The sequence below is a fragment of the Pseudomonas sp. TNT2022 ID1044 genome (genome assembly GCF_028656895.1).
Lineage (GTDB): Bacteria > Pseudomonadota > Gammaproteobacteria > Pseudomonadales > Pseudomonadaceae > Aquipseudomonas > Aquipseudomonas reinekei.
In genome coordinates, this window is the sequence record NZ_JAMDHB010000025.1 from 266,880 (window position 1) to 293,472 (window position 26,593).

The 26,593-nt window shown below is 58.9% G+C and carries 26 protein-coding genes; 17 read left to right on the forward strand and 9 right to left on the reverse strand.

Going from position 1 to position 26,593, the window contains the following annotated elements; genetic code table 11:
* The first annotated feature begins 71 nt into the window (after positions 1-71).
* Positions 72-1,676, forward strand: a complete 1,605-nt coding sequence (locus tag M5G20_RS26540; protein ID WP_273921626.1) for a phytoene desaturase family protein — start codon at positions 72-74, stop codon at positions 1,674-1,676.
* A 163-nt stretch (positions 1,677-1,839) separates the two neighbouring features.
* Here the strand turns inward: M5G20_RS26540 and M5G20_RS26545 are convergent, their stop codons facing one another.
* Positions 1,840-2,505, reverse strand: a complete 666-nt coding sequence (locus M5G20_RS26545; RefSeq protein WP_273921627.1) for a TetR/AcrR family transcriptional regulator — start codon at positions 2,503-2,505, stop codon at positions 1,840-1,842.
* Positions 2,506-2,687: 182 nt separating this feature from the next.
* Between M5G20_RS26545 and M5G20_RS26550 the strand changes: the two genes are divergently transcribed.
* The 5 genes from M5G20_RS26550 to M5G20_RS26570 all read left to right on the forward strand — a co-directional run bounded on the left by M5G20_RS26550 (position 2,688) and on the right by M5G20_RS26570 (position 7,687).
* The gene (locus M5G20_RS26550) at positions 2,688-3,965 is read left to right on the forward strand and encodes a cytochrome P450 (RefSeq protein ID WP_273921628.1); all 1,278 of its coding nucleotides are present in this window, start codon (positions 2,688-2,690) and stop codon (positions 3,963-3,965) included.
* A gap of 51 nt (positions 3,966-4,016) precedes the next feature.
* Positions 4,017-5,048 carry a hypothetical protein gene (locus M5G20_RS26555; protein ID WP_273921629.1) on the forward strand — a complete coding sequence of 344 codons (1,032 nt, stop codon included), beginning with the start codon at positions 4,017-4,019 and terminating at the stop codon, positions 5,046-5,048.
* Positions 5,049-5,190: 142 nt separating this feature from the next.
* Positions 5,191-5,979 (forward strand): SDR family NAD(P)-dependent oxidoreductase, encoded by a 789-nt coding sequence (locus tag M5G20_RS26560; RefSeq protein ID WP_273921630.1) that lies wholly within the window; start codon positions 5,191-5,193, stop codon positions 5,977-5,979.
* A 32-nt stretch (positions 5,980-6,011) separates the two neighbouring features.
* A complete protein-coding gene (locus M5G20_RS26565) occupies positions 6,012-7,313 on the forward strand; it encodes an MFS transporter (RefSeq protein ID WP_273921631.1) in 1,302 nt (433 codons plus the stop codon).
* 23 nt (positions 7,314-7,336) lie between these two features.
* Positions 7,337-7,687, forward strand: a complete 351-nt coding sequence (locus M5G20_RS26570) for a nuclear transport factor 2 family protein (protein ID WP_273921632.1) — start codon at positions 7,337-7,339, stop codon at positions 7,685-7,687.
* Between the two features lie 43 nt (positions 7,688-7,730).
* Here the strand turns inward: M5G20_RS26570 and M5G20_RS26575 are convergent, their stop codons facing one another.
* The 4 genes from M5G20_RS26575 to M5G20_RS26590 all read right to left on the reverse strand — a co-directional run bounded on the left by M5G20_RS26575 (position 7,731) and on the right by M5G20_RS26590 (position 11,516).
* On the reverse strand, positions 7,731-8,564 hold the full coding sequence (locus M5G20_RS26575; RefSeq protein WP_273921633.1) for an oxidoreductase: 834 nt from the start codon (positions 8,562-8,564) through the stop codon (positions 7,731-7,733).
* An 85-nt stretch (positions 8,565-8,649) separates the two neighbouring features.
* Positions 8,650-9,885, reverse strand: coding sequence for an NAD(P)/FAD-dependent oxidoreductase (locus tag M5G20_RS26580; RefSeq protein ID WP_273921634.1), 1,236 nt, complete (start codon positions 9,883-9,885; stop codon positions 8,650-8,652).
* 20 nt (positions 9,886-9,905) lie between these two features.
* Positions 9,906-10,226 carry a 2Fe-2S iron-sulfur cluster-binding protein gene (locus M5G20_RS26585; protein ID WP_020300799.1) on the reverse strand — a complete coding sequence of 107 codons (321 nt, stop codon included), beginning with the start codon at positions 10,224-10,226 and terminating at the stop codon, positions 9,906-9,908.
* 27 nt (positions 10,227-10,253) lie between these two features.
* Positions 10,254-11,516, reverse strand: coding sequence for an MFS transporter (locus tag M5G20_RS26590; RefSeq protein WP_273921635.1), 1,263 nt, complete (start codon positions 11,514-11,516; stop codon positions 10,254-10,256).
* Positions 11,517-11,878: 362 nt separating this feature from the next.
* Between M5G20_RS26590 and M5G20_RS26595 the strand changes: the two genes are divergently transcribed.
* From M5G20_RS26595 to M5G20_RS26620, 6 genes are all read left to right on the forward strand, one after another.
* Positions 11,879-12,115 carry a ferredoxin gene (locus M5G20_RS26595; RefSeq protein WP_273921636.1) on the forward strand — a complete coding sequence of 79 codons (237 nt, stop codon included), beginning with the start codon at positions 11,879-11,881 and terminating at the stop codon, positions 12,113-12,115.
* 51 nt (positions 12,116-12,166) lie between these two features.
* Entirely contained in the window at positions 12,167-12,925 is a 759-nt protein-coding gene (locus M5G20_RS26600; RefSeq protein ID WP_020300796.1) for an SDR family NAD(P)-dependent oxidoreductase, read from the forward strand.
* A 66-nt stretch (positions 12,926-12,991) separates the two neighbouring features.
* Positions 12,992-13,942 (forward strand): VOC family protein, encoded by a 951-nt coding sequence (locus M5G20_RS26605; RefSeq protein WP_273921637.1) that lies wholly within the window; start codon positions 12,992-12,994, stop codon positions 13,940-13,942.
* A gap of 1 nt (position 13,943) precedes the next feature.
* Positions 13,944-14,828 (forward strand): fumarylacetoacetate hydrolase family protein, encoded by an 885-nt coding sequence (locus tag M5G20_RS26610; RefSeq protein ID WP_273921638.1) that lies wholly within the window; start codon positions 13,944-13,946, stop codon positions 14,826-14,828.
* Between the two features lie 39 nt (positions 14,829-14,867).
* Positions 14,868-16,454 carry an MFS transporter gene (locus M5G20_RS26615; protein WP_273921639.1) on the forward strand — a complete coding sequence of 529 codons (1,587 nt, stop codon included), beginning with the start codon at positions 14,868-14,870 and terminating at the stop codon, positions 16,452-16,454.
* An 88-nt stretch (positions 16,455-16,542) separates the two neighbouring features.
* Positions 16,543-17,328 (forward strand): IclR family transcriptional regulator, encoded by a 786-nt coding sequence (locus tag M5G20_RS26620; RefSeq protein WP_020300792.1) that lies wholly within the window; start codon positions 16,543-16,545, stop codon positions 17,326-17,328.
* 9 nt (positions 17,329-17,337) lie between these two features.
* Here M5G20_RS26620 and M5G20_RS26625 read toward each other — a convergent pair whose 3' ends face one another.
* Together M5G20_RS26625 and M5G20_RS26630 are read right to left on the reverse strand one after the other, a co-directional pair.
* Positions 17,338-18,528, reverse strand: coding sequence for a thiolase family protein (locus M5G20_RS26625; RefSeq protein WP_273921640.1), 1,191 nt, complete (start codon positions 18,526-18,528; stop codon positions 17,338-17,340).
* Complete coding sequence (locus M5G20_RS26630; protein WP_273921641.1) at positions 18,528-18,926, reverse strand: Zn-ribbon domain-containing OB-fold protein; 399 nt, start codon at positions 18,924-18,926, stop codon at positions 18,528-18,530. Before M5G20_RS26630 ends, M5G20_RS26625 begins: the two co-directional genes overlap by 1 nt.
* Before the next feature lie 139 nt (positions 18,927-19,065).
* Here M5G20_RS26630 and M5G20_RS26635 point away from each other — a divergent pair, with 139 nt between their 5' ends.
* The 4 genes from M5G20_RS26635 to M5G20_RS26650 all read left to right on the forward strand — a co-directional run bounded on the left by M5G20_RS26635 (position 19,066) and on the right by M5G20_RS26650 (position 22,951).
* Complete coding sequence (locus M5G20_RS26635; protein ID WP_273921642.1) at positions 19,066-19,767, forward strand: SDR family NAD(P)-dependent oxidoreductase; 702 nt, start codon at positions 19,066-19,068, stop codon at positions 19,765-19,767.
* A complete protein-coding gene (locus M5G20_RS26640; RefSeq protein WP_273921643.1) occupies positions 19,764-20,762 on the forward strand; it encodes a fumarylacetoacetate hydrolase family protein in 999 nt (332 codons plus the stop codon). The genes M5G20_RS26635 and M5G20_RS26640 overlap by 4 nt, the downstream gene beginning before the upstream one ends.
* A 123-nt stretch (positions 20,763-20,885) precedes the next feature.
* A complete protein-coding gene (locus M5G20_RS26645; RefSeq protein WP_273921644.1) occupies positions 20,886-22,286 on the forward strand; it encodes an aromatic ring-hydroxylating dioxygenase subunit alpha in 1,401 nt (466 codons plus the stop codon).
* A gap of 89 nt (positions 22,287-22,375) precedes the next feature.
* Positions 22,376-22,951, forward strand: a complete 576-nt coding sequence (locus tag M5G20_RS26650; RefSeq protein ID WP_020300786.1) for an aromatic-ring-hydroxylating dioxygenase subunit beta — start codon at positions 22,376-22,378, stop codon at positions 22,949-22,951.
* Between the two features lie 84 nt (positions 22,952-23,035).
* On the opposite strand, the gene M5G20_RS26655 is transcribed toward M5G20_RS26650, so the two are convergent.
* Positions 23,036-23,776 (reverse strand): DUF2889 domain-containing protein, encoded by a 741-nt coding sequence (locus M5G20_RS26655; protein ID WP_273921645.1) that lies wholly within the window; start codon positions 23,774-23,776, stop codon positions 23,036-23,038.
* Positions 23,777-23,877: 101 nt separating this feature from the next.
* Here M5G20_RS26655 and M5G20_RS26660 point away from each other — a divergent pair, with 101 nt between their 5' ends.
* The gene (locus M5G20_RS26660) at positions 23,878-24,678 is read left to right on the forward strand and encodes an SDR family NAD(P)-dependent oxidoreductase (protein ID WP_273921646.1); all 801 of its coding nucleotides are present in this window, start codon (positions 23,878-23,880) and stop codon (positions 24,676-24,678) included.
* 128 nt (positions 24,679-24,806) lie between these two features.
* Here the strand turns inward: M5G20_RS26660 and M5G20_RS26665 are convergent, their stop codons facing one another.
* Positions 24,807-26,438, reverse strand: coding sequence for an ATP-dependent acyl-CoA ligase (locus M5G20_RS26665; protein ID WP_273921647.1), 1,632 nt, complete (start codon positions 26,436-26,438; stop codon positions 24,807-24,809).
* Positions 26,439-26,593 lie beyond the last annotated feature (155 nt).

Below are 26,593 nucleotides of genomic sequence, written 5' to 3' on the forward strand. Positions count from 1 at the left end.
GCGCCGCGGCTGATCTTTGCCGCCATAGCCGCCGCGCGCCGCTGTGGTTGAACTCGACTTGGAATTAATTGATGAACCAGAACCAAAATGCGAGCACTACGGATTTTGATGTGATCATCGTCGGCGGTGGCACCAATGGCCTTTCGGCCGGCTGCTACCTGGGCCTGGAAGGCAAGAAGGTGCTGGTTCTGGAGGCATTGGATAAGGTCGGCGGGATGGCCTCCTCGGGTTACTTGATACCTGAAGCGCCGCAGCATCTGGTTCATCCCTGCGCCCTGGACATGATGTCGATGCGCGTGCATTCCCATGTGCCAGCGGAGCTGGGACTTGATCGACACGGTTTCAAATCGATAGAGCTTGCGCCGGGGTATGTGTACCTGCATCCGGATGGCCAATCTCTGATCTTCTGGCGCGATCGCGAAAAAACCGCCGCCGAGATCCGCCGGTTCAGCAGCAAGGATGCCGAGGCGTTTCTGCAGTTCATGAAAGTCATCGACATGTTCCTCGATATCGCGCTGCCGATGATGCGTGTCGACCCGGCCAAAACAAACCTCGGCGTGAAACTGAAAATGCTTGGCACCGCCATCAAACACAAAGCGCTGAAACCCGAGCTGATGGCGCTGATGACAGGCTCCGCGTTGCAGGCGGCACGTGAGCGCTTCGAGCATCCGGTGACCATTTCCGCAATGTGCGCACTCACTGGCCTGGCGGGGGACATCAGCGCCGATGGCGGTGGCATCTATTACGCCTTGCTCGGTTTCCTCCATCGTTTTGGCGTGGGCCGGGTATTGGGTGGCATGCAGCAGTTGAGCAATGCCATGCAGACTCGACTGGAAGAGCTGGGCGGGCAAGTGCTGGTGTCGGCCAGCGTCAGTGAAATCGTTGCCAGGGACGGTCTGGTCAAAGGCGTGAAACTGGTTGATGGTCGTCAGTTCACCGCACGTGCGGTCATTGCCGGCTGCCACCCCAAGCCGGCGTTGGACATGGTTACTCGTGGTGAAATCCCTCAACACCTGCTGACCCGTATCGCCATGGCACCTGCTAACGGCAAGGGGTCGGGACCATTGAAGGTGGATGTTGCCCTGCGTGGGCAGATTTCTTTGCCGCGTTTTGCTGCCATTCGCGGCGACGGCGTGGATTTGCGTAAAACCGTCATGCTGATCGGCACCGAAGAAGCCGTGCTGGAAAACTTCGCCGCCTGCGCCCGTGGTGAGGTACCGAAGTTGCCCTATATCACCGTGGCCGCGCCGAGTGCGGCCGACCCGTCACAAGCGCCAGCCGGGCAAGATGTGTTGTACATCTATCCGCCGGTAATGCCGGTCAATCCCAATGAAGGTTGGGACGCGCTGCGTGAGCGGGTGGCCGACCAGGTGCAGGAACAGCTGTATGACTACATCGATGGGATCGAGGGGCAGGTGATTGGTCGACACATCGAGGCGGCTCCGGATTTTACTGCGCGCTTGAACACGGTGAATGGCTGCGTGGTGCATATCGACACCACCTCGATGCGCTCGAGCACCATGCGCCCGGCGTATGGATTGGGCGGCGATACCTTGCCGGTGGCGGGACTGTATTTAGGGAGTGCCGGCATTCATCCGGGCGGTGGGGTAAACGGCATGGCCGGGCGGTTGGCGGCCAAGCGGGTGAGCAAGTATTTGCGTAAAAAGGCTGACTAAAGCGGGTCGCTGATTCCAAGCCCCACAGAGAACCCACTGTGGGAGCGAGCCTGCTCGCGAAGAGGGAGTGTCAGTCGACATAAATGTGGGCAGACCCTCCGCCTTCGCGAGCAGGCTCGCTACCACAGGGAAAGCTCATTGGGCGAGAGTGTGTGAACGGTGCTTAAACGCCGTCGACGTGTTTTTCTGCACCCAGCGAAATACTCGCCAGCACAAAATCCGCCGAATACTGCCGCCAAGTCGCCATGCCTTGCTCCGAGTCCGTATCCAGTCCGGCAAGCGCCGACATCGAATAGCGGTTGGTGAACCAGCCAGTAGTCACCAGCGAAGCGCTGGCCAACAACAGGCGCGGATTGATGCCTGCGCGAAAATCACCACTGGCCGCCCCCCGCAACAGAATCGCGTCGAGCTTGGCGATCAGCTTCGGCGCCATTTCCAGAAAATGGTTGCGAGGTGTTTCGTGGGTGTCATGGTAGCGAATGCCTTCCAGCGCCAGGCTGCCGAGGAAGGGGTCCAGACGGTACTGGTCAAAAAAATGGTTGAGCACGGCGCGCATCGCCACTGGCGGTGAAAGTTCTTCGACATTGAGGTTGACCAGCTCGGACATGATGTTGTCCGAAGACTCATCCAGTACTGCTACAAACAGACCTTCCTTGGAGTTGTAGTAGTGGTAGACCAGCTGCTTGGTGACGCCGGCTTCCCGGGCAATTTCTTCCACGCGCGCACCGGCCAGGCCTTTTCTGGCGAACTCCACGCGCGCTGCCGCGAGCAGGCGATTCATCGTATTGCGTTTGCCCTGTTCGCCACCTTCGCCTGCCTTTACCGCCACCTCGTCCTCCTCATGCCAGTTTTGGCCAGGTTATTCACACCTTGAAGCATTTCCCCGGGGGCCTTCGTTTGACCCCGAGTCAAACGAATCGGACTACCGGCGCAGACACAACCACATACCATGGGTCGGCAGCCGGACAATCTTGGTGTGCAAGAAGAATAAAAACAAGACAGGAGCTCCTGATGAGCAACGAAAGCGCAGCACTGGACCTGGCAACCGCATACTCCGCCGTGTCGGAAATGTATCGCGGCACCGACCTGGATATTCACGCGGTGTGCCGCGAGCAACGGTTGAAATCGCCCATCTATGAAGGCGACTTCATCACCCAGTTTGGCGTGCCGACCAATGCCGGCACCCAGCAGGGCACTCGCCCGACCTTCGCCTTGTTCAAATACCAGGATGTAATGACTGTTCTGCGCGACGGTGCGACCTATACCAGCGGTTTTATTGCCGAAGGTCTTGGAGCGTTTTTCGATGGTTTGATCATTCTTGCCATGGACGGTGACGAGCACCGCAAAGTGCGTGCCTTGTTGCAACCGGCGTTCATGCCGGAGACCGTGAACAAGTGGCGCCCACAGATCGACCAGGTCATCCGTGAGGATTACATCCGGCCGATGTTGCCGGCGAAGAAGGCCGACTTGATGAAGTTCGGCCTCGAGCTGCCGATTCGCGTCATGTACGCCCTGATGGGCTTCCCCTCGGATGAGCCCTCCAAGTACAAGCAATACGCTGCGTGGGCCTTGGCCATTGTCGGCGGCAACCAGATTGACCCGAGCAAGATGGTTGAAGCGCGACGTCAGGCCGGCATCGCCGTAAAAGGGCTGTACGACGCACTGGCCGAAGTTGTCGTGCAACGTCGTGCCGAGGGCAGCCAGGGGGATGATGTGGTCGGGCGTTTGCTGCGCGCGGAATACGAAGGGCGCACGCTGGATGACCACGAGGTGATCACCTTCACTCGCTCGCTGTTGCCAGCCGCGGGCGAAACCACTACGCGCATGTTTGGCTCGGTAATGACTTTGCTCCTGACCACGCCCGGCTTGCTGGAACGCGTCAAGGCCGACCGCTCATTGATCGGCAAGCTGATGGACGAAACCACGCGCTTTGAACCAGTGGCCACTTTCAAGGTGCGCGAAACCGCCCGGGAAGTGGAATTTCACGGTGTGACAATTCCCAAGGGGTCGTTCGTCCAGTGCATGGTGGTGTCCGCCAACCGTGACGAAGATGCGTTTGAAAACCCTGAGGTATTCGACATTGATCGCAAGCCAAAACCCTCCTTTGGTTTTGGCTTCGGCCCGCACATGTGCATCGGTCAGTTCGTCGCCAAAGTGGAGATCAACTGCGCGGTCAACGCAATCCTCGACCTCCTCCCTAACTTGCGCCTCGACCCGAGCCAACCCGTCCCGCAAATCGGCGGCGCGCAGTTGCGTGGCGTGTCCACGCTCCCGGTGATCTGGGACTGAGCCACGCAGCAATCCCGTTTCCCTGCCTCAACAAAAACAACAGAGGGCATTATGAGAACGTTTAAAACCATTCCAGAACGCGGTGATTTCGGCTTTCAACAACTGGTTGGGCCGCACAAGGTCACCGGGGCTTCGATGTCAGCCGAACGCGGCTTCTTCGGCCTGCACCTGAGCAAAAGTTCGCCGTTCGGATCTGTGCGCGATGAGCAAGGCAATATCTATTCCTTCGTCCGCTCGCTGATGGCGCCCAATGGCACGCCGAATCCGACCAAGTTCTTCTACCTGAACAACCATGTCGATAACGTCAACCTGCGCATGGATCAAGAAAAAATGGCCCGTCAGGCACTGACACCGCTGCCGGTGCACAGCCTGGAAGGCGATGTCGCACGTTGGGCCAGCCAACCGGGTGAAGCCGGTAACGCTTGGGAAATAACGGCCAGCAGCGAACGCCTGACCTGGAAGGAAGAAGGCCTGTTTCACCTCGAAGGCCGACTGCTTGGCCCAGGTTTGCAGTGGTACCTGCCAGGCGTGGAATGGGGCACCTTCTATGTTTCTCAGTTGTGGGACATCGCCGGTGTCTGCGAGGGGCTTCCGGTGAAAGGCGCCATGGCGCTGGACCAGTTCTACATGGCCGAAGGCGGCGCCATTCACTTCAAGAAAGACCTGGTGGTGAACAACAACAAGCATGTGATCTGGTGGTCCTTCGTCACCGTTTATAAAGACGGCACCTGGGATACCGGTTCTTTCATGGTCGGTCACGACCACTTGGGTTACGCCATTTTCAACAATGAAAAAGGCGAAGTGCGGGTGACCACCGATATCGAAGGACACACCGAGCACAAGGACGGCAGCTACTTCCTCAAGTCCGCGAAAATTGTGCTTGAAGGCGAGGAAGCGTGGGAGTTCCTGCCGGACGAGAAGGGCGAGATGATCGACTTCGTCGGCGGCTTCCCGATCACAGCGCAGCAGGAAGGCCGTTGGCGCCGGGTGGGCGATACCCGCGAGCCGTCTCACTGGCTGGGCTGGGGCGAATCGGACCGGCGTAACGGCTCGGCCCGGAACGTTCCAGGCAAGGACCTGTAAACCCCTTTGGGAGCGAGCCTGCTCGCGAAAAAACCTGAACTCACCGCGGGGCTTCAGACTTGGCGCGTTATCGTTCACGAACATCGCGAGCAGGCTCGCTCCCACAATGGGCCTCCACTAATAACAACAATAAGGAATCACCATGAAATTCCGTGACAAAGTCGTGCTGGTCACCGGTGCCGGTCGAGGCATGGGTCGCGCCATTGCCCTGGCCTATGCCCGAGAGGGCGCCAAGGTGGTGGTGTCGGCACGCACCGCTCGATACGGTGAAGAAACGATCGCACAGATCAAGGCCCTGGGCGCGCAAGCCTGTCTGGTCGGTGGCGACATCGCCGACCGCGAGGCGATCAAGTCAATGGTGCAAGGTGGTTTAGAGCATTTTGGTGGCCTGGATATCGTGGTGCATTGCGCCGCCGACACCAGCCACGGGCTGATCGCCGAAATGGCCGATGACACCTTTGATCACATCGTTCGCAGCAATATTCAGTCGCTGTTCTGGCTGGCCAAGGACAGCGCGCCATACCTGTCCAAAGCGGTCGACAAAGGCCGGCTGATTTTCATCTCGTCCGGCGAAGCCAACCGTAAATACACCCCTCGACTGATTGCCTATGGTTCCAGCAAAGCCTTCATGAATGCCTTCGCCCGTGGCCTGGCGGTGGAATTCGGCGCCATGAACATACTGGTCAACGTCGTCGAGCCTGGACTGATCGGTACTGACCACATGCTCGAAACCCTTGGCAATGAACTGCCGCATAAACTCGCTGCACATTTCCCGGTAGGGCGTTTGGGCGAGTCGGCCGACATTGCCAACGCCGTGCTGTTTCTGACCTCCAACGAGGCTTCCTATATCACCGGCACTTCGCTGCTGGTGGATGGCGGTGCCACCATGATCGCGCTGCCCAAAGTCGAAGAAATCCTCAAGGGCCATTAATCAAGTCGCACGTGCGCGATGGGAGTCAGGTCATGACATCGGATACACGCAGTAGCAGCACCACAGCAAACGCTGGCAGTGATTTTTCCGAGTTCAAGCGCGGCTGGCGCGTGGTTGTCCTAGGCCTGTTTGGCATCTGCACCAGCATTACCGCTGCGTTGCTGTACGCCTTCGGCACACTGGTGATTCCGCTGGAGCAGGCGTTCGGCTGGAGCCGTGGCGACTTGCAGGCCTCCATTACCTTTCTATTCGCCGGGGTGGCGATTTCCACGCAACTGGTCGGATGGCTGTACCGTCGTTTCGGCCTGCGCCGGGTGGCGATTGTTTCGATTGTGCTGCAGATCGTCGGTTACTTTGCGATCACGCGGATTCAGGGTTCAATCGGCTGGTTGTACCTGGCGTTTTTCAGCATGCCGATTATCTGTGCCGGGACCATTGCGATCACGTGGACGCAACTGGTCAACTTTTGGTTCGAGCGTAACCGTGGACTGGCGCTGGCCGTGATTCTCTGTGGCACCGGGCTGATGGCGATGATTCTGCCACCCTTGTTGTCGCGGCTGATTGCCGCCTACGGTTGGCAAGCCGGGTTTATTGCATTGGGGGCGATGCCGTTGCTGTTTACGCTGCCCTTGTCATTGATGTGGCTGCGTATGCCGGCACTACTCGCCGGTCCTGACACGACGACGCAAAAGGAACTTCCGGAGCTGTCCGGCATGTCCTTCAAACAAGCATTGCGCTCAGGGATGTACTGGGGCTTTAACGTCGCGTTGATATTGTCGGTGTCGTTGACCGTCGGCATGGTCACCAACATGGTGCCGATGCTGCAAAGCAAGGGCCTGAGTGCGCAGCAAGCCAGCCAGATCTTCAGCACCTTTGGTATTTCCATCATCGGCGGGCGTTTGTTGGTGGGTTATCTGTTGGACCGCTATTCACCTTCGGTGGTGGCCGCCGTGAGCCTGGCGCTACCCGCATTGGGCTGCGCGATCTTTCTTTTTGGCGGTGCGCAGAACACACCGCTGCTGGTGCTGGCGACCCTGTGCATCGGCGCCAGTGCCGGAGCTGAGTTCGATCTGGCGGCATTCCTGATGGCGCGCTATTTCGGCTTGAAGGACTACGCGCGGATATTTGGTCTGCACCTGTGCCTGATCACCATTGTCTCCGGTCTGGTACCCATGCTGTTCGGCCATCTCTATGACCTGTACGGCAGCTATTCCGCTGTGCTGGTGTGCTGTTTCTGCTGCGCCATTATCGGCCCGACCATTCTGCTATGGTTGAGGATGGAGCCAAAATTCCTCGCCCGTCAGCAAAACCTCCAGCTACGACCACATGTCTGAACCCACTTGAGGATGAACGTGAAATGAGCATGGACAAACACACCATCAAGCACTTTCTGCACGGGCAGATCAACTGCTGGAACCGAGGCGATAAAGACGGCTTTTTCGCTCACTACCGCAGCGTCTCGCCCAACGGCTTGAGTATCGAATACGTCGGCAAGCCGCAGGCTGATGCATGGCAGGTGCTGGAAGGCATGTGGGCGCAGCAGCAACCGAAGATTCGCGTCGAAGTGCGCCAGTGCATCGTCAATGGCAATGAAGCGGCGTGCCATCACCTGAACGCCTTTCGCGAGCAGGACGGTGGCATCGAAACGATCGAGTTGTATCGGTTCGAAGATGGAAAGTTGTCCGTGCGTTACTTCATCAACCAGTAATCGTTGTGCACAGCCTTGTCAGCAAGGTTGTGCGCACCCAGGACTAAACGCCGTCGGTGGAGCAGGACAGCTGCTGCCATTGCTCGATTTCCGCGAGCATCCTGTTGAGCTTGTCGCTGACCTGCTGATAAGCGTCGGAGCCCGCCAGGTAACGCAACGGTGGATGTTCGCTGTTGGCCAGGTGCACCAGCGCATCGCCCAGTTTCGCCGGGTTGCCGGTTTGCTGATGGTTGTAGGTGGCCGAAGCGCCTTTGACCTTGGCGGTGAATGCAGCGTAATCCTCCAACCCGCGTGTACCGAAGACTGCTGAGCTGGAATCGAGGAAGTCCGTACGGAAAACCCCGGGCTCCACCAGCGTGACTTTGATCCCGAACTGCGCCACTTCCTGGGCCAGGGATTCGGAGAAACCTTCCACAGCAAATTTAGACGCGCAGTACAGCGCCGCACCGCCCATCCCGACCACGCCACCCATTGAAGACACGTTGAATACCCGGCCGTTGCGTTGCTGGCGCATGACGGGCAGCACAGCGCGGCAGACGTTGAACACACCAAACACGTTGGTCGCGAATTGCTGGTCGGCGTCGCTGGCGAAATTGTCTTCAAACGGCGCCAGTTGTCCATAACCGGCGTTGTTGACCAGAACATCGATGTGGCCGAAACGCGCAACGGCTGTTTCTACGGCAGCCAGTGCCTGGGCTTCGTTGGTCACATCCAGGGCCACGGCCAGCACATGTTCGCCGTACTCGGCGAAGACAGTTTCCAGCGCTTCGATACGCCGGGCGCTGACCACCACGCGGTCACCGTCTGCCAATGCTGCCTTGGCAATAGCGGCACCCAAACCTCGGGCCGCACCGGTAATAAACCAGACTTTGTTCATTGCATCGCTCCAGTCGTTGTGCAAAAAAATGCCGCGTCAGCTCTGAGGCGGGCGCGGCAGCGTGCGTGAAAGATCAGCGCGGCGCTCAGTCGCGGTTGGCCGCTTCCCAGGCTTTCAGGTCGAATCCGTCAGCGGCGGCCTCGACCGCCGTCAGCTTGGGGGCGCGGGCGAGAATCTTGCGCGCCGCCATGTGATCGCCCATGCGATTGCAGGATTCCACGGCCACCAGACGGTCATCGCGAAAGCACAGCACTGACGCTTGATGTTCTTCGACTGAACCGAGCACGACGGTACTGTCATAGCCATGGGAGAGACCGGCAATCTGCAGCTTCAAGTTGCCTTGATCAGTCCAGAACCAGGGGAGGGCGCTATAGGGCGCCGGTTTGCCCATCAATCGTGCGGCCACGGCGCGGGCCTGGTCGACGGCGTTCTGCACCGACTCGAGGCGGGTGTGCAACTCATTGTTTTGGAGGCACGGGAAGCTGGCGACATCCCCCACTGCGGAAATTTGTGGGTCAGAGGTCAGAAGACTGGCATCCACCTTGATGCCGTTCTCGATGTCCAGACCGGCTTCAGTCGCCAGTTGTGCATTGGGGATCACACCGATACCAAACACCACCAGGTCAGCTGGGAGCGCACGTCCATCACCTGTTTGCACCGCGCACACATTGCCGTTGTCGCCGTCGATGCGGCTCAAGCCTTGGCGAAAGTCAAAATGCACACCCCAGGCTTCATGTGCCTGGCGAAACAGCTCGGACATCTCCCGCGAAACGGCGCGGGCCATGGGACGCTCGCCCAGCTCCACTACGTGCACGTTAGCCCCTAGGGCAGCGGCCACTGCCGCGAACTCGAGGCCGATAAACCCGGCACCAATCACCACCACGTTGCGCGCTTCTTTAGCCAGCGGCGCCAGCGAGTCGGCATCGGCTTTGGTTTTGATACCGAACACTTGCGGCAGCTCTGCGCCGGGAACCGGCAGGGGGCGGTTGTGGGCTCCCGTCGCCAGCACCAAGTGGTCGTAACTGACGGCAGCACCCGAGGCCAACACCACGCGTCGGTTCAAGCGGTCGATCGCGGTCGCCTGGTCATGCAGTAGTTCAATGCGCTGGGTGGTGTAGAAATCAGCAGGACGAAACAGCAGATTGGTCGCCTGGATCTTGCCAAGCAGATAGGCCTTGGACAATGGCGGGCGCTGGTAGGGCAGGCCTGGCTCATCGCCGATCAGGGTGATGCGCCCGTCATAGCCTTCCTGACGCAGAGAGGCAGCGACCTGAAATCCGGCCTGGCCAGCACCGACGATAACGACTGAGGCGAGGGTCATGGGAGCTCCTTCAAGCGCATTCAGAATTGCGATGACGGCAGGTGCAGAACCATCCCGTCCATGTCTTCGCTGATGATCATTTGGCAGCTCAAGCGACTGCTGTCACGGCGTTCGAAAGCGTACTCGAGCATGTCGTTCTCCATGCCTTCCGCCGCTTGCACCTTGCCCAGCCAGGCCTCGTCGACATAGGTGTGGCAGGTGGCGCAACTGCAGGCACCACCGCAGTCGGCAGAAATACCCGGCACCGAGGCGAAGGTCGCGGCTTGCATCACCGATTGGCCGATGTCGCCTTTGACCTGATGGGCGGTGCCGTTGTGTTCAATAAACGTCAATGTGGGCATGTTCTGCTCCGATTCTTGTTGGGGGGCTCAGGATTGGCTGGGAATGGTTTGCGCATTGAAGCGCGGCACGCGGCCCAGGGTCAGTAGCAACAGCGGACCGATGATGCAGCAGGCGGCGCTGTAAACCAGCATCGCGTTATACGAACCAGTGCGCGCCAGCATGTACGCGAAGAGCAGCGGCGCCAGCGCCGAGGCCACGGTATTCAGGCCTTGATGCACGCCGAACAGGCGGCCGTATTCGCGCAAGCCGAAGTAGCGGGCAATCAGGAACGCGGCAATATCGAACTCCGCCCCGGCGCCGAAACCAACCAGCACCGCCGCCAGCATCAGCGGGGCAAATTCGGTGGTCGGGCTCAGGTAGATGAAACAACCGACGGCAGGCAGCACCAAGCTGATCGCAGACACAATCGGCGGCCACAGACGATCGAGCAGATAGCCGATAAGCATGCGGCCGAAGATCAGCGAAATACCAAAGCAGCTGAAGATGGTGGCCGCGTCCCCGGCGGACAGACCTCGGGCTTGCAGCATGGGCACGGTGCTGGTGACCATGCCGACAATCGAAGAAATCACCAAGCTGAGCGCCAGGTTGCAGGTCCAGAATTTCAGCGAGCCCATACCTTCACGAAAAGACATGCCGGGCAATTGCTCCAGCGCATGACAGTCGTCACGCTGACCTGCAACAGTGGGTAGCTTGAACCACAGCAGAATGAGCGGCAGCAGCACCAACAGGTTGAGCAGCGCGAGAATCACGAAGGCCGCGCGCCAGTCCCATTGCTCAATACCCCACGCCATCAGGCGAGGAATGGTGGCCGCGGTGACGCCGGTCCCCGACAAACCAATGGCCAGCGCCAGGCCGCGATTGCTGTCGAACCAAAGGCTTATCAGTTGGGTCCAGGTCACCGCCAGCGCGCCCATGCCAACGATGGGCAGCAAGGCAAAGGCGATGTACATCGACCAGATCGATTGGGTCAGTTGCGTGGTCGCCAGGTAGCCGAGTGACAACAGCAGTAGGGAAATAACCGTCACGCGCTTCATGCCGTAGCGCAGGTTAAACCAGCCCACCAACTGCAATGACACCACCGCGCCGCCAAACAAAAAGGTAATGCAGGCTTGCAGTTCACTTTTGCTCCAGCCAAAGGCATCGCCGAGTGGCACCACCAGTGTGCCGAAGCCATAGAGCAGGGCAGCGTTGATGCTGATCGCCACTCCGGCGACCGACAAAATCAGGATTTTCCAGCTTTGGCGGAATTCGCGTAGATCGATTGCCGCTTCGTTTCTAGACGGGTGCATGAAGTTGGCTTCCTTATAGGTTTTGTTGAGCCAAGCACTGCTACAAGTGGTGATGTGGACCACCGCCAGCAGATTCTTTGAACAGAATCTGGTTTTTTAATCAGAATAAAATCAGAAATTCGGCTTTGTCCAGCGTAGCTATCTGACTAACGGACAAACGATTTTCATACGTTGCACCCACTGTTGAATCACTCTGAAGCCAGCCGTGTTCAACATCCTGCTGCGATTCACCCGTTTTGATGCCAAGGCAGTGACTAGCGACAGCGGATGAGTCTCAGCATATCCGCGTTAAAAATTAATTGCACATAAAATAAATAAGTGTTCATAATTTACAGAAGCTGAACCTGATAAAGGAGAAAAAAATGAGTTCAGAAAAAGCGCAATTCAAAGCGGTGGCCGACCGAAGCCGCTGCTGTGGTTATGGTTTGTGTGCTGCGATTTGCCCCAGCCTGTACAAGCTTGATGCCGATGGCATGGTGTACCTCGACGACGCCCGTGTGCCGCCGGAGTTGGAGGAGGAGGCTCGTGAGGGTGCGGCCGCCTGCCCCGCGGAGGCCATCTGGCTTGAGCCCATCACCCCGGATGACGACGCTGTTTGATGGCGTGAGCGTCAGACGCAACGTGATTACCACTGAGGTGAGGATGTGCTAATGGGTCGATTACCAAACAAAGTCGCGCTGATAACCGGAACAGGCGGCGGCCAGGGCAGGGCTGCAGCGCTGCGTTTTGCCCGCGAAGGGGCAATTGTGGTGGGTTGCGATTTCAACGCCGAAGGTCACGAGGAGACTGCAGCGTTGATGCAGGCCGAGGGCTTTACCCTGTACGGCTCGGCACCCGTGGACTTGGGCGATCACGAACAGGCCAAGGCCTGGATCGATGCTGCCGTGGCTGAACACGGGCGCATCGACATTCTCTACAACAACGCTTCCGCCGCACGTTTCGGGCTGGTCAGCGAACTGTCGATCGAAGATTGGCAGTACACCATGCGCAATGAAATCGACCTGCTGTTCTATACGACCAAATATGCCTGGCACCACTTGGCCGAACAGCGCGGGGTGATCATCAACGTATCGTCCACCGCCGCCTGGGGTGGCTCGAAAGTTGCCGGGATTTCCGCGCATTCAGCCGCCAAGGGCGCTGTAGTGTCCTTCACTCGCCAGTTGGCGGTAGAAGGAGCGCCGTTCGGTATCCGTGCGGTCAGTTTGAGCCCGGGATTTGTCGCGACGCCTGGCACTCGGCCGTTTCTGGAAGACCCCAAGATGCGTGCCATGTTGCTGGATGGCGTATTGATGGATCGCCCCGGTGAACCCGAGGAAGTGGTGGCGATGGCGGTCTTTGTCGCCTCGGATGAAGCTTCATTCATTACCGGTTCGGACTTCGTCATCGATGGCGGGTTACTCGCGATCTAGCACGCGCGGCGCCCCGGCAGGGGCTACCGGCATCCTTTCATCTCGAACAATAACAAGGTGAATAACGTGGACATCATCGGTATCGGTTACATGGGCTTTGAGACCCCCAATCTCGAAGCGTGGCGTGAGTATGGCCCGCAGGTGATGGGTTTTGGCATCGGCAAGAACCCCGAGAGTGACCCCGATTCGCTGTACTTCAAGATCGACGATCGCCGCCACCGCTTCGCTTTTCATCCAGGCAAGGTGGACCGCATTGTCTACATCGGGTGGGAAGCGGTGGGGCGCATGGCGTTCGAGGACGGTATCAAAAAGCTCGCGGCCGCCAATGTCGACTTCACCCGCGGTGATGCGCAACTGTGCGAAAAGCGTGGCGTGCGTGAATTAGTGCGTTTTCGTGACCCGGTGGGGTATCAGCACGAATTGTTTTACGGGCAAAAATGGCTGCCGCGCTCGTTCCAGCCGGGACGTCCGCACAGTGGTTTCCTTGCCGACGAACGAGGCGCCGGTCATGTGGTGCTGATCACCCCGGACTACACGCCGGAACTGGAAGACTTCCTGCTTAACGTCATGGGTTTCAGCTGGTATGGCGCCGGTGCCGGCAAAGGGCGAACCGGTTTCTTCCGCTCCAAACTCAACCATCACACCAGTCATGACATCGCGTATGGCCACGGGCCAGGCCGCATGGGCGTGCAACATGTCGGGCTGTTTGTGCGCAACGTGCGTGATGTCGGTGAGACCTACGACATCGTGCGTCAGCGTGAACTGCCGATGATGATGACCCTCGGCCAACACGCACAGGACCCACACTTGTCGTTCTACCATTTCAATCCGTCCGGGTTCGCCTTCGAGACCATTGCTGAAATCGAGCCATGGCAAGGCGATCCCTACGAGCTGAATCCGGAAAAGCTCAGCCTGTGGGGCCACGAAATGGTCGGGCCAATTCTCGGTGCCAGCGTCAAGACACCGGAAGAAGTGCTCGACGCCGAGTACCTGCCGACGTACCTGGCCAAGCGCTGATATGCGCCTGGCACGGGTCGAGGTGGCCGGGCAGTCGTTCTGGGCGTTGCTGGATGCGCAAACTGACCGCCTGCGGCGTATTGATGCGCCGTTCACCCACTGGGCCGGGCTTGGGGCGGATCTTGCGCCAGACGCCCTGGACCTGAGTGGCGAATGGTTGCCGTTTTCGGCTGCGCGCTTGCTTGCGCCGCTGGAACCGGGCAGTCGGGTTTTTGGTGTGGGCCTCAATTACCTCAGCCACCTCAAGCGTCTGGGCAGTGAGGCGCCGGCGCACCCGCTGGCCTACATGAAACCTGAGTCCGCGCTGATCGGTGCCTATGACCCGATCGATTATTCGCCGCTGACCACCCAGCTTGATTACGAGGTGGAACTGGTCGCCGTGGTGGGCCGCCCTTTGCTGGATGAACCCCATGCCAGCGCTTGCCTGCTGGGGTACACCGTGGGCAATGACATCAGCGCGCGGGATGCCGGCAAGCAGATAGGTCGTCTTGACCTGTTGACCCAGAAAGCCATGGACCGCACCACGCCAGTGGGGCCTTGGATTGTCACCGCCGACGAGCTGGGCATTACGGGGCAACCGACACTGGATATGCGCCTGAGCGTAAACGACGAAGTGCGCCAGCAGGACAATACGCGGCAGATGATTTTTCCCCTGGACGAGTTGCTCAATTATCTGGATGCACGCATCAGTCTGCGTCCTGGCGATCTGGTGTTCACTGGCTCAACCCACGGTGTAGGGCTGGAAAGCGGGCGTTTCCTGCAGCCGGGTGATCGGGTCGAGGCTGAAATCGAAGGCATCGGCCAACTGCGCAATTCTATCGCTCAGCCGCGGCAGCTCAGCCCTTCGCGGGCGATGGGGCGACTGGGTCAGCCGCTGGACAAATAATTCCCTGATTTTGACTGGCGTAGCCGCTGAGGAGTGATGATGAGCGAGGGGTCGGCGTGGGCGCCGTTTCGCAACGAAGCGTTCCGCGGCTTATGGCTGGCAGCCGCAGTGGTCAACATGGCTATCTGGATGCAGACGGTAGCCGCGGCGTGGATCATGACCACATTGACGACCTCGGCAGCCATGGTCTCTCTGGTGCAAACCGCCGTGACTCTGCCGGTGTTCCTGTTTGCCTTTCCCGGTGGGGTGATTGCCGATCGGGTGGACCGTCGCAGTTGGCTGATCATTACCCAGTGCATGATGCTGTTCGCCGCACTGGTGTTGTGTGGGCTGGCGTACAGCGCGCACCTGGAAACCTGGGGCTTGCTGGCGTTTACCTTTGTGCTCGGTACCGGCAGTGCGCTGGGCATGTCGGCGTGGATGGTGACCATGGTCGGTGTACTGCCCCGCGACCAAGTGCCGGCCGCAGTGTCCTTGAACGGAATTTCCATCAATGCCACCCGCGCTTTGGGCCCCGCGCTGGCGGGTGCACTGATTGCGTACTGGAACACGACCTCGGTATTTCTGTTAATCGCGCTGTGTATGTTCGCGGTCCTGCTCTTCCTCTTTCGTATCGCGCCCAACCCGCCCACCGTGGGCTTGCCACCGGAAACCATGACCGGCGGCATGCGCAGTGGCCTGCGCTACATCCGGCATTCAGCGGTCCTGTTCAGCGCCATGAAGCAGGTTCTGGTGTTCACCATGAGTGCCAGCGCTTTGTGGGCCTTGATGCCACTTGTGGCCAAGCAGGAATTGGGAATGGACGCCGGTGGTTATGGCTTGCTCATGGCATTTCTTGGCGCCGGTGCAGTGTTGGCTGCGCTCAGCTTGCCGCGGCTGTATCGCGTATTGGGCATGCGTCATCTGCTGGTTTGCGGCGCCATCTCCTTTGCCCTCGCCACTCTCACTGCCGCGCTATCCAACAACCGCTATGCGGTCTGCGCGATGATGCTGCTGGCCGGGTTCGGCTGGATGGCGGTCAACGCGACCATTTCAACGGTGGTGCAAACCTATGCCGCCAACTGGGTGCGCGCACGGGTCGCTTCGGTCTATGTGTTGATCCTGATGGGCGCGATGGCAGCCGGAGGTGCGATATGGGGGGCATTGGCCGAATACCTGGGGTTGACCCAGAGCTTGCTGCTCTCGACACTGTTGTTGCTGGTCGGTATCGCGCTGACCCGCAATGGCCATGTGGAGCTGGGCCAGGAAGCAGACTTTGCCGAGGTTCAGTTGACCGACACACTCCAGCTGGCCAGTTCGGTGTCCCATTCCGATGGACCGGTATCCGTGGAGATTGTGTATCAGGTGGCGGCGCCAGACCGCGATGAATTTGTGGCCGCCGTATACGCGGTGGGCAAGGCGCGACGGCGCAACGGCGCGCAAAACTGGCGTTTGTACCGCGACATGGCGGACCCGCAACTCTATAGCGAGCGATTTATTGTCGAGTCCTGGCTGGAATACTTGCGCCAACAGGTTCGCGTGACCCAGGCTGACCATGCCCAAGAGCGTCTCATCGAGCGTTATCGTCGCGAAGATCTGCAAACCCGCCGTTTGATCTACCAACCGCCAGTGAAACTAACTGGCTGAAGTGATCAAGTAATTCCCAGATAAAACTTTTACGGCGCCAATCATTCTCAGGCTAGAATGGCGCCACTCTAAAGTTACTGGATCGGGCATGGAACTCACTGACGTCAACGACAGCAGCAAATCAGCCGGCGCAACCCTCGTCAAGCCTGTTTCCAACGCCATACGCATCTTGCGCTATCTCAGTCAGGTGGGTACGCCGGAACGTTCAGTGGACATCGCCCGGCAACTGAAAATCAACCCCAGCACCTGCTTCAACATCCTGCGCACGCTGGTGCAAGAGGAGGTGGTCGATTTCAGTGCTCTTTCCAAGCGTTACACCGTGGGCCTGGGCCTGGCGCGTCTGGTCGAACAATTGGTTACCCAGGGTCATCGCGTACAGATGGCCAAACCGCTGTTGCAGAACCTGGCTGCGCGCCAGCGGGTGACCATCACCCTGTGGCGAAAAATGAGCCCTGACCGCATCGTCATTGTCAGCTCCGCTGCCAGCCCGACCGATGTGCGCATCGACATGGCCGAGGGTCAGCGCCTGCCGATTCTGATGGGCGCCAGCGGCCGGTTGTTCGCTACGCAGATCGACCTCGACGATCCGGAAGTACAGAGCAGTTTCGAGACGATTCGCTGGGCACAGCCGCTGTCGCTGGAGGTCTATCGCGAAGAAGTGAGAGAAGCCGCCGAGCGCGGTTGGGCAATGGACGACGGACATTTTTCGGGGGGGATTCTGGCCATTGCGGCGCCGGTCTTCTCGCCGACCAACAGCATCGATTTTACCGTATCAGCGGTGATGTTCCGTGGGCAACGGGACGAAGAGGGCCTTGCCGAACTGGGCAAGGCGCTGATCGAGTTCTGTAGCGAAGTGGCCGGCGTACTCTACTGAGACGCGCCGTTACTCGCGAACCAGTAGCAGGCTGCCCCCCAGCGGGCCGCCGCCGGCTGCCACCGTACTGACGCGGTGTTCGCGGGTTTGCCGGCCTTCGGCACGGCCCCACAGTTGCAGGCAGGCTTCATGCACGTAACCCAGGCCGTGGGTGCGTCCGCCAGACAGCTGCCCGCCATTGGTATTGATGGGCAAGCTGCCCTCCAGTGCGATGCGCGTGCCACCCTCGACGAACGCACCACTTTCCCCGGTGGGGCACAGGCCCAGGGCTTCAAGCCAGATCAGGGTCAAGATCGAAAATCCGTCATACAACTGCGCAGATTCAACATCCTGCGGGGTGTAGTCGGTGCGTGCCCACATCATCTCTCCGACATCGAAGGCGGCCATTTTGGTCAGGGAGATCTGATCCCACGACCAGGGCTGGTTCAACGCTGCGCCCATGGCCTCGATGCGGATCGGTTTGTTCGGCAGGTCCTGGGCGATATCGCGACGGGACAGGATGATGGCGGTGGACGCATCGCAATGCACGTCGCAGTCGAACATGCGCAGAGGCGTTGAAATCATCCGCGATGCCATGTAGTCGTCCATGCTCATCGGCGTGCGGTACAGCGCCTTGGGATTGCGCATGGCGTTCTGGCGACAAGTAAGGGCTATTTGCGCCAGTTGCTCCGGTCGGGTGCCGTACTCATGGAAGTGACGCTGAGCGTACAACGCCATCAGATTGATGCCCGATTGCACATTGAACGGGGTAAACCACTGCCAGGCGTAGCTGCTGTCGCGACCCTGGGTTTTGTTGGTCAGTGCGCCGGCCTGTTTGTTGACCATGCGCGCCGACGCTTCGGTGATGGTGCGGAACACCAGTACGTGCTTGCACAGGCCCGCCGCAATCGCCATGGCCCCGTTGATCACACCGGTGAGCGGGCCGGGCCCTTCATAACCGCCACCGAACCAGTTGACGTTGAGCCCAAGGGCGCTCTTCAGCGCACTGGGGCCGACCGGTGAAAACGGGTCGCCATTGTTGTTGTCGCCCGGCCAGCAGGCCACGCCGTCAATGTCGCTGCGTTGCAGGCCGGCGTCCGCAATGGCTTCTAGGCAGGCATCCAGGGTCAGGCGCATCGCTGACTTGTGAGAGGGTCGCCCGACTTCCGATTGGCCGATGCCGGTGATGGCTACGTCTTTCTCATAACGATGATCGAACATCACTGATCCTTCTCGAACAGAGGCAACCACACATCCTCGACATTGAGGAAGCTGACCCGTACCGGCATGTCGATCTGCACATCCGTGACCGGCATGCCCACCACGTTGCTCACGAACTGCAAGCCGGGTTGTTCGACCAGCTCGATGATTGCCACCACATAGGGCACCTCCAAGTCGGGGGGCCACGGTTGGAAGTTGATGGTGTAACTCAGCACTTTGCCCTTGCCGGACACCGCTTGCGGCGCCACGTCAAAGCTTGCGCAATGCGGACAAAGCGGGGCGGGCGGGTGGAAATACCGGTTGCAGGCCGCGCAGCGATGAACGAGCAGTTCGCCCTGTTGACCGCCTTGCCAGAAGGCGCGGTTGTCGGCGTTGAGTGCAGGCAGTTTTCTAGGCATCAGCGGTCCGCAGGTGAGTGTTTGACTTGAAGTCATACGGTATCATTTGTACATATTTTCTAAAAGTGTCATATATTCATCCCGACAAAGGCGCGAATCGACCGTTCTCGCCGTAAAACAACAACAAGAGGATTTCGCGATGTCCCAATCACTATTGGACAAGAGGGTAGTCGTCACCGGCGGGTTTGGTGCCCTCGGCAGCGCACTTGGCAAATTTCTACTGGCGCGTGGCGCCCGGGTTGCACTGCTGGATCGCAACGAGGCCCCAGCTGCCTTGCTGGATACGGAAAACCTGCTGTGCCTGGGCGGTGTCGACCTGACCTCGAGCGAGTCGGCCAGCGCTGCGTTCGAGCAGGTCGCGGCGTATTTGGGGGGCATCGACGGATTGGTCAATGTCGCGGGCGGTTTTGCCTGGGAGACCGTCGAAGGCGGCAGCCTGCTGACCTGGGATCGGCTTTACCAGATGAACGTGCGTACCGCCGTAGTCAGTTCCCAGTCTGCGTTGGCGCACCTGCTGGATTCCAAGGCAGGGCGTATCGTCAACATTGGCGCGCTGGCCTCGGTCAAAGCCGCAACCGGTATGGGGGCATATGCCGCCTCCAAGGCCGGTGTCGCCCGATTGACCCAAGCCCTGGCTGAAGAGTTGAAAGATCGTGGCGTGACGGTTAACGCCGTGCTGCCAAGCATCATTGATACCCCCGCCAACCGTGCCGACATGCCTGATGCCGACAGCAGCCGCTGGGTAACTCCGCAGGCGTTGGCGGCGGTGGTGGCGTTTCTGTTATCCGACGAAGCCGCAGCGGTAACCGGTGCGCTGCTACCCGTGAGTGGCCGCGTATGAGACTGGTGACGTATACCGACGCCGAAGGTTTTGACCGCGCGGGTGCATTGCTCAATCGGGACCAGCAGGTACTCGATCTGCAAAATGCCTACCGCTTGCTGGAAGGTCGCGACAGTGTGGCATTGAGCGGCATTCTGGCGCTGGTGGAGGCCGGTGAACCGGCGCTGGAGTTGGCCCGTTCACTGGTCGCTAAGGCACCCTCGGCGGCAGTGCTGGAGCGTGCCAGCGTGAAGCTGCGCGCACCGATTCAGCCGCCCCCGCAGATGCGCGACTGTTCCTGCTTCGAATTGCATCTGCGCCAGAGCTTCGCGGCGGCCCGTCGCGCCCGTGCGCTACGTACCGAAGACCCGGAAGCCACTTTGAAAGCGATGAACACCCGCGCCGACGACCGGGTCATCGAGACTTTCAACAAGCAGCCCATCTACTACAAGGGCAACCGTTTCGCGGTCATAGGCATCGATGACGAGTTCCAATGGCCAAGTTTCAGTCGGGCGATGGATTTCGAACTGGAGTTCGGTTGCTACATCGGCAAGCGCGGCAAGGACATCAGCCGTGAAGCGGCCCGTGCCCATATCGTCGGTTACACCATCTTTAACGACATGAGTGCGCGCGACGCCCAGGCCCTGGAAATGCCCGGCATGCTCGGCCCGGCCAAGAGCAAAGATTTTGATACGGCCAACATCATGGGACCCTGCCTAGTGACAGCCGATGAACTGGGTGATCCCTATGACCTGAATATGGTTGCCCGGGTCAATGGAGAGGAGTGGGGGCGCGGTAATACCCGTGATATGCGCTGGAGTTTCGAAGACGTGATTGCCCACGTGTCCCGCTCGGAAACCCTGTACCCCGGTGAGTTTCTTGGCTCCGGCACGGTCGGAAACGGCTGCGGCCTTGAGCAATTGCGTTATTTGAAGCCTGGCGATGTGGTTGAACTGGAGATCGACGGCATTGGTGTGCTGCGTACTCAAGCGGGCAAGGCATCGAGCAAGGATTAACGCATACGTGAATGACGGAAGAATTCACTTACAAGTACAAAGTGAATTCTATGTACATAAATAGAGAAAGTGTCTTATATTTTGCTGCGACTACTGTCGTGACGCTCTGATCAGGAGGCAATCATGCTAACAAGAACAAGCCCCGTATTGTCTGATGGAACCAAGGTCTCGGACCTCATCTATCCCTCTAGCCGTGAAGTACAAATGCGCGTGTTGTCTGACCGCGAAATCTACGAGCTGGAGATGGAAAAAATCTTCGGCAAGATCTGGGTACTCCTGGGTCACGAGTCGGAGATCCCCAATTCCGGGGACTTCATGGTCCGCGACCTGGGCTCCGACTCGGTCATTGTTGCCCGTGGCAAAGAGGGTGAGGTGTTTGTAAACCTCAATGTGTGCCCGCACCGCGGCATGCGCATCAGCACCGCCGATTGCGGCAACACGCAAATTCATAAATGCATCTATCACGGCTGGGCCTTCCGCCCGAATGGCGACTTTGTCGGCTCACCCGTCGAGCGTGAATGCATGCACGGCAAGATGCTGCCCAAAGAAGAACTGGGCCTGAAAAAGGCACGGGTCACACTGTATGGCGGCCTGGTATTTGCCACCTGGAATATTGATGGACCATCGTTCGACGAATTCCTGGGCGATGCCAAGTGGTATTACGACATGCTCTTCTGCCGCTCCGACAAGGGCATGGAAGTACTCGGCCCACCGCAGCGCTTTATCGTTAACGCCAACTGGAAGACGGCTGGTGAGCAATCGGCGGCTGACGGTTTCCACACACTGACCTTGCACCGTTGGCTGGGCGAAGTGGGCAATTACGCCAAGAAAGGCGAGGGTGAAACAGCCGACCTCAGCCCGGAAATGATCGGCGTTGAGATCAGCTCGCCCCATGGCCATGCCCTGCGCTGCATCGACCTGGCGCGCAAGATCAAACGCCTGACCGGCCTCGATCCAGCAGAGCTGAGTGTGCAGCAAAAGCTCGAAGCATTGCCGCCTGCCGGCATGACCGCCGACATGGTCGAACAGCTGGCACGCAATCTCACCGAAGATCAGTTGAAAGTGCTCACCAGCATGCCGCCGCAAGTCGGTGGGATGTTCCCGAATATTCTTTTCGGTTTTGTCTACATTCCGCAGCCGGATGGCACTGTCGTCGGTTCGATGACCCTGCACGCTTACGTACCGCAAGGTCCGGACAAGCTCGAGTTCGTCAACTGGGTGTTTGCCGAGAAAGACGCTTCCCCGGAACTGCGCGACAAGATGCTCAAGCAAACCATCCAGCTGTTCGGCACGTCCGGCATGGTTGAGCAGGATGATTCCGACACTTGGCCGCACATGACCCTGGCCGCCAAAGGCGCGATGGGACGCAAGAGCACGATGAAGTACCAGGCGGTCTTTGAAACGGGCGCACCGGAGGGCTGGCCTGGCCCGGGCATCGTCAACGAAGGCTTTACCAAGGACGATACCCAGTGGCACTGGTGGTTGTACTGGCATGAGCTGATGACTGCATCGGACGACCAGTAAGCGTCCGTCACGCCTGGTTTGATCGCGGCCCTCGCGGGCCGCCATCGCTGTTATCAGCATTCACAAGAATAAAAGTGAGGGAATGACTCATGGCTCAGGTTCAACAACGCGGTGTGGAGGATATCCAGCCGGGTTCCCCAGTCGGTACCAAGCGAGTACCGGTGGGTTCGCCGATTTACAACGATGTGGTGACCTTCCTCTACGAGGAGGCCACGCTGCTCGACCAGATTCGCCTGCAGGAGTGGGCTGAACGCCTGGACACCGACCTGGTGTACACCGTGCCGCTGCGCCAGACGCGCTTGGCCGCCGAGTTAAAAACCACCATCGTGCGCAGCGTTCAGCATTACCACGATGACTACCGCTCGATCATGGGCCGAATCCTGCGCCTGTCTGGCAAAAGCGCCTGGGCGGAAGACCCTCCCTCGCGTACCCGGCGTCTGGTGACCAACGTGTTTGTCGAAGAAACCGACAAGAGCGATGAGTTCGTGGTGACCAGTTATCTGCTACTGACCCGCAGCCGGTTCAAAGACCACCACGTCGACATCATCAGTGGTGAGCGGCGTGATGTGCTGCGCCTGAGTGAGGCAGGATTCAAGCTGGCGCGGCGCGAAGTCATCATCGACCAGGCGGTGCTCGGAACCCCCAATCTGGCGGTCTTCCTCTAGTTCGTATCGGCGGTCTGGGTTGAACCCGGATCGCCGTGCCTTAACAGCATTGGCCGCATTGCTCTTGACGCAAGAGCGGATTGACTAGTGCCGTTGTCTCAGCCATTCCTGATCCAGGGCGCACAATTTCAGCTGTTCATGACTGAAGTCCAGGGTCGAGCCCTTCATGCGCAATGCCTGCTCCGCGCGTTCGGGTTGTTGGCTGTAACAAAGAGCGGTGGTGGCGGCGTGAATCTGCTCGTCGAGGTTGTACGCGCGCCCCATGGAAATCAGGGTGCAGCGGCGCAGTAAAAGTGCCGCTTCGGCAGCTTCTTCATTGAGGGTATTCAGTGCCCAGCGTGCCATGCCTTCGCGAAGGTTAATGCCGCAATAAGGTGAAGGTCCTTCGATCAGGGTGCCGTTGACTTCCCAGGTCAGGTCTTCATTGCCGTCCCGTATCAACGTAGCGCGAGTGCGGTTGGCGATGCGCTGGCCGATGTTGATGTCATAACGGCGCTGGTGGGTACCTCGTGCGGCAGCGGCGACGGCAAGGCCCGTCAGGTCCAGCAGATGGGTGCATTGATGACTGGCATCGGTCTGCCGGGTGACGGAGTGGGCTATCCGGTCCAGTTTCATACCCAGCAACTGCTGTAATTGATCGCAAGCCTGCGGACACAAGGAATAAGGGTAGCGCAGCGCTTCACCGCCAATGGCGGTGACTTCACCTTCATGGTGGCAGACCCAGACACGGAAGTGATGGAAGTCGTCCTCCAGGGTGGCGCGGACTTCACCCGTGCCATTGCCGGGATGAGCAACGATGTCCACGCGCCGACGAAATACACTCATCCTCAATATCCTTGTTCCAGTACTGTTCTGGCTGACGAAATCAGCTATATTTGAACACTATAACCAATAATGTTCACTAAAAAACAAGAAATGGAGTGGCTATGGCACTGCTAAACGAACAGGTCGCGTTGATTACCGGTGCAGGTGGCGGAATAGGCCGCGGCATCGCGCTGAACTTTGCCAAAGAGGGCGCTGCCGTGGTGGTCGCCGAGCTGGATGTCACCAGTGGCGAGGCCGTAGTCGCCGAACTTAAAGCGCTGGGTGCCCAAGCGGTGTTCATCAAGACTGACGTGTGCAGCAAGGCCGATATCGAAGCCGCCGTGCAATTGGCCGTTGATCAGTTTGGTGGGCTGGACATTCTGGTCAACAACGCATTTGCGCCAACGCCCAATGTTCTTCTGGAAGAGAAGACCGATGCAATGCTGGAGAAAACCCTTGGTTCTACAGTGTGGGCGGCCTGGTGGGCGATGAAGGCCGCGCTGCCCCACATGAAAGCGCGGGGTGGCGGCAAGATTATCAACTTCTACTCCATCGATATCGAGATCGGCGCCTGGTTGCATGGCGACTACAACACGGCGAAGGCCGCGATTGTGGGGCTGACTCGCAGCGCTGCCTCTGAATGGGGGCGGTTCAACATTCGAACCAATGCCATCGCACCTACCGCGATGGGCGCCACCTTCCACAAACTTGCCGAGGAAAACCCGGGCTTTGCCGAAATGTCCGCTTCAATGCGTCCACTGGGCCGCTGTGGCGAACCTGAAGCCGACATTGGCCCGGTGGTGGTATTCCTAGCGTCGGAGATGTCGCGCTTTATCACCGGCGAAACCATTCACGTCGACGGAGGCCTGCATCTACCCGGTTACAACTCCCGACCAAAGGGCATTCCCGTGCGCGAGTATTGATTTCAACCGATTAATGCAGGAGCGAGCAAGCTCGCTTCTGCAAAGGCGATACCAGACCGAAGAGACGCGAAAGCCCGCTTCAAAGCGGGCTTTCGACGTTGGATGGCCGACACATGCAGGTAGGTCAGTTACTTTTTGGACACTACGATCGAAGTGGTTTCCAGATCCCAGGTGGTGTCAGTTTTACCTTCATCACGCAGCAGATACTTCAACACCCGACCCTGTGGGTTTTTCGGCAAGCTGCTGCGAAACTCGATATAGCGCGGCAAGGCGTAGTAGGGCACCGAGTCGGTGGCCCAATGGAACAGTTGCTCCGGCTCAAGCGTGACGCCTTCATGCAGCACGGCAGTCACCTTCACATCATCCTCGCCTTTATCTGACGGCACGGCATGCACCGCCACTTCGGCCAGTGCCGGGTGAGAAGCAAAGGCTGCTTCCATTTCAAAGCTGGAAATGTTCTCCCCCCTGCGACGCATATAGTCCTTCTTGCGGTCGACAAAATAGAAGAAGCCATCATCATCGAATTTGCCAACGTCGCCGGTGTGGAACCACATATTGCGCATCAGCTTCTGGGTATCCTCCGGACGACGCCAGTAGCCTTGGAACATGATGTCTGGACGGAGAGGGCGCACCACGATTTCGCCAGCGGAGTTGGGCGGCACTTCTTGATCGAGGTCGTCGACGATTCTGACGTCAAAATCCGCAATTCGTTTACCCGACGAGCCGGGCGCGGCGTATTCCCCGGCAGCCAGCGAAGTGATAACGCAGGCTTCGGTCAAGCCATAGCCGTTGCCGCCGACCAGCCTGGTGCCGAAGCGCTCGCGCCAGATCTTCTTGGTGTCTTCGGTGTAAGGGTTGCCACGGGCGGTATGGATCTGCCCGACGCAGCGCAACATCGCTTCGTTATCTGGCGCCTGGGCGAGGAGGCCGCCCATGCCGCCCAGGATCGAGGCAATGGTCGCGCCCGAGCGCTCCACTTCAGGCCAGAAATTCGAGACCGAGAATCGCGCAAGAATGGCGGCGCGCGCGCCCACCAGAATGCTGGCAATAATCGACACACACAGCGCGTTCATGTGAAACAGGGGTAGGGGCGTAATGGTCACGTCGTCGGCACTGGCCGGGCCGGCGCGAAGTTGCAGGCGCGCCAGATTGCACATGAAGTTGTAGCTGATCATGCAGCCCTTGGAAGGGCCCGTTGTACCCGAGGTGTAAATCAGGCAGGCAAGGTCTGAAGGTTGCGGTTTATTGACGAGTGGGGTGGCGTCATGGCCACGCCATTCATCAAGTGGCGCAATGCGAATCGGGCAATCAGGTACCGCCTCAAGGGTGCCACGGTGAAGAATGTGGTGGACGTCCCGCAGCTGTGCAGCGAGCGGGGTGATGCGTGGCAGGTAGGCTGCTTCGCAAATCACCACCGAGGTGCCGGTATCGGCGATCTGATGGCGAAGAAACTCGCCCTTGAGCGCGGTGTTGATCGGCACACTCACAGCGCAGAGCTTGTTGATGGCCAGCCAGGTGGTGACGGCATCGATGTTGTTGTCCAGCATCGTCAGCACGGTTTCACCGGCTTTGACGCCCAGGGTGGCCAGTGCGTTGGCCATCTTGGTCGAGAGTGAGTCAACCTGAGCATATGTGTATAACTCACCACTGAAATCCAGCAATATTTTGTCTGGATGCCTTGCTACCGCACGATCTAACGCATCAATGACAGTGTCTCGTTCTCCCACTGCCCAGGTGTCTGGATTTCCACTGCTGCCCATCAATTTTCTCCTTTTAGGCACCCATACCGATCGGGCCGCCTGATTTTATTTTGAAGAGAGAATTCGATTCTAAATACAAACTACGCAAATGTCTTTAGCTAAAAGTTGAACATATAGTGTTATTTATGCACAGATCCTGTGGTAACGTTGCACAA

Excerpts from the sequence above, each read along its gene's own strand:
- M5G20_RS26540 (WP_273921626.1), top strand. The coding sequence starts at position 72 with ATGAACCAGAACCAAAATGCGAGCACTACGGATTTTGATGTGATCATC.
- M5G20_RS26550 (WP_273921628.1), top strand. The coding sequence starts at position 2,688 with ATGAGCAACGAAAGCGCAGCACTGGACCTGGCAACCGCATACTCCGCC.
- M5G20_RS26555 (WP_273921629.1), top strand. The coding sequence starts at position 4,017 with ATGAGAACGTTTAAAACCATTCCAGAACGCGGTGATTTCGGCTTTCAA.
- M5G20_RS26560 (WP_273921630.1), top strand. The coding sequence starts at position 5,191 with ATGAAATTCCGTGACAAAGTCGTGCTGGTCACCGGTGCCGGTCGAGGC.
- M5G20_RS26565 (WP_273921631.1), top strand. The coding sequence starts at position 6,012 with ATGACATCGGATACACGCAGTAGCAGCACCACAGCAAACGCTGGCAGT.
- M5G20_RS26570 (WP_273921632.1), top strand. The coding sequence starts at position 7,337 with ATGAGCATGGACAAACACACCATCAAGCACTTTCTGCACGGGCAGATC.
- M5G20_RS26575 (WP_273921633.1), bottom strand. The coding sequence starts at position 8,564 with ATGAACAAAGTCTGGTTTATTACCGGTGCGGCCCGAGGTTTGGGTGCC.
- M5G20_RS26580 (WP_273921634.1), bottom strand. The coding sequence starts at position 9,885 with ATGACCCTCGCCTCAGTCGTTATCGTCGGTGCTGGCCAGGCCGGATTT.
- M5G20_RS26585 (WP_020300799.1), bottom strand. The coding sequence starts at position 10,226 with ATGCCCACATTGACGTTTATTGAACACAACGGCACCGCCCATCAGGTC.
- M5G20_RS26590 (WP_273921635.1), bottom strand. The coding sequence starts at position 11,516 with ATGCACCCGTCTAGAAACGAAGCGGCAATCGATCTACGCGAATTCCGC.
- M5G20_RS26595 (WP_273921636.1), top strand. The coding sequence starts at position 11,879 with ATGAGTTCAGAAAAAGCGCAATTCAAAGCGGTGGCCGACCGAAGCCGC.
- M5G20_RS26600 (WP_020300796.1), top strand. The coding sequence starts at position 12,167 with ATGGGTCGATTACCAAACAAAGTCGCGCTGATAACCGGAACAGGCGGC.
- M5G20_RS26610 (WP_273921638.1), top strand. The coding sequence starts at position 13,944 with ATGCGCCTGGCACGGGTCGAGGTGGCCGGGCAGTCGTTCTGGGCGTTG.
- M5G20_RS26615 (WP_273921639.1), top strand. The coding sequence starts at position 14,868 with ATGAGCGAGGGGTCGGCGTGGGCGCCGTTTCGCAACGAAGCGTTCCGC.
- M5G20_RS26620 (WP_020300792.1), top strand. The coding sequence starts at position 16,543 with ATGGAACTCACTGACGTCAACGACAGCAGCAAATCAGCCGGCGCAACC.
- M5G20_RS26625 (WP_273921640.1), bottom strand. The coding sequence starts at position 18,528 with ATGTTCGATCATCGTTATGAGAAAGACGTAGCCATCACCGGCATCGGC.
- M5G20_RS26630 (WP_273921641.1), bottom strand. The coding sequence starts at position 18,926 with ATGCCTAGAAAACTGCCTGCACTCAACGCCGACAACCGCGCCTTCTGG.
- M5G20_RS26635 (WP_273921642.1), top strand. The coding sequence starts at position 19,066 with ATGTCCCAATCACTATTGGACAAGAGGGTAGTCGTCACCGGCGGGTTT.
- M5G20_RS26640 (WP_273921643.1), top strand. The coding sequence starts at position 19,764 with ATGAGACTGGTGACGTATACCGACGCCGAAGGTTTTGACCGCGCGGGT.
- M5G20_RS26645 (WP_273921644.1), top strand. The coding sequence starts at position 20,886 with ATGCTAACAAGAACAAGCCCCGTATTGTCTGATGGAACCAAGGTCTCG.
- M5G20_RS26650 (WP_020300786.1), top strand. The coding sequence starts at position 22,376 with ATGGCTCAGGTTCAACAACGCGGTGTGGAGGATATCCAGCCGGGTTCC.
- M5G20_RS26655 (WP_273921645.1), bottom strand. The coding sequence starts at position 23,776 with ATGAGTGTATTTCGTCGGCGCGTGGACATCGTTGCTCATCCCGGCAAT.
- M5G20_RS26660 (WP_273921646.1), top strand. The coding sequence starts at position 23,878 with ATGGCACTGCTAAACGAACAGGTCGCGTTGATTACCGGTGCAGGTGGC.
- M5G20_RS26665 (WP_273921647.1), bottom strand. The coding sequence starts at position 26,438 with ATGGGCAGCAGTGGAAATCCAGACACCTGGGCAGTGGGAGAACGAGAC.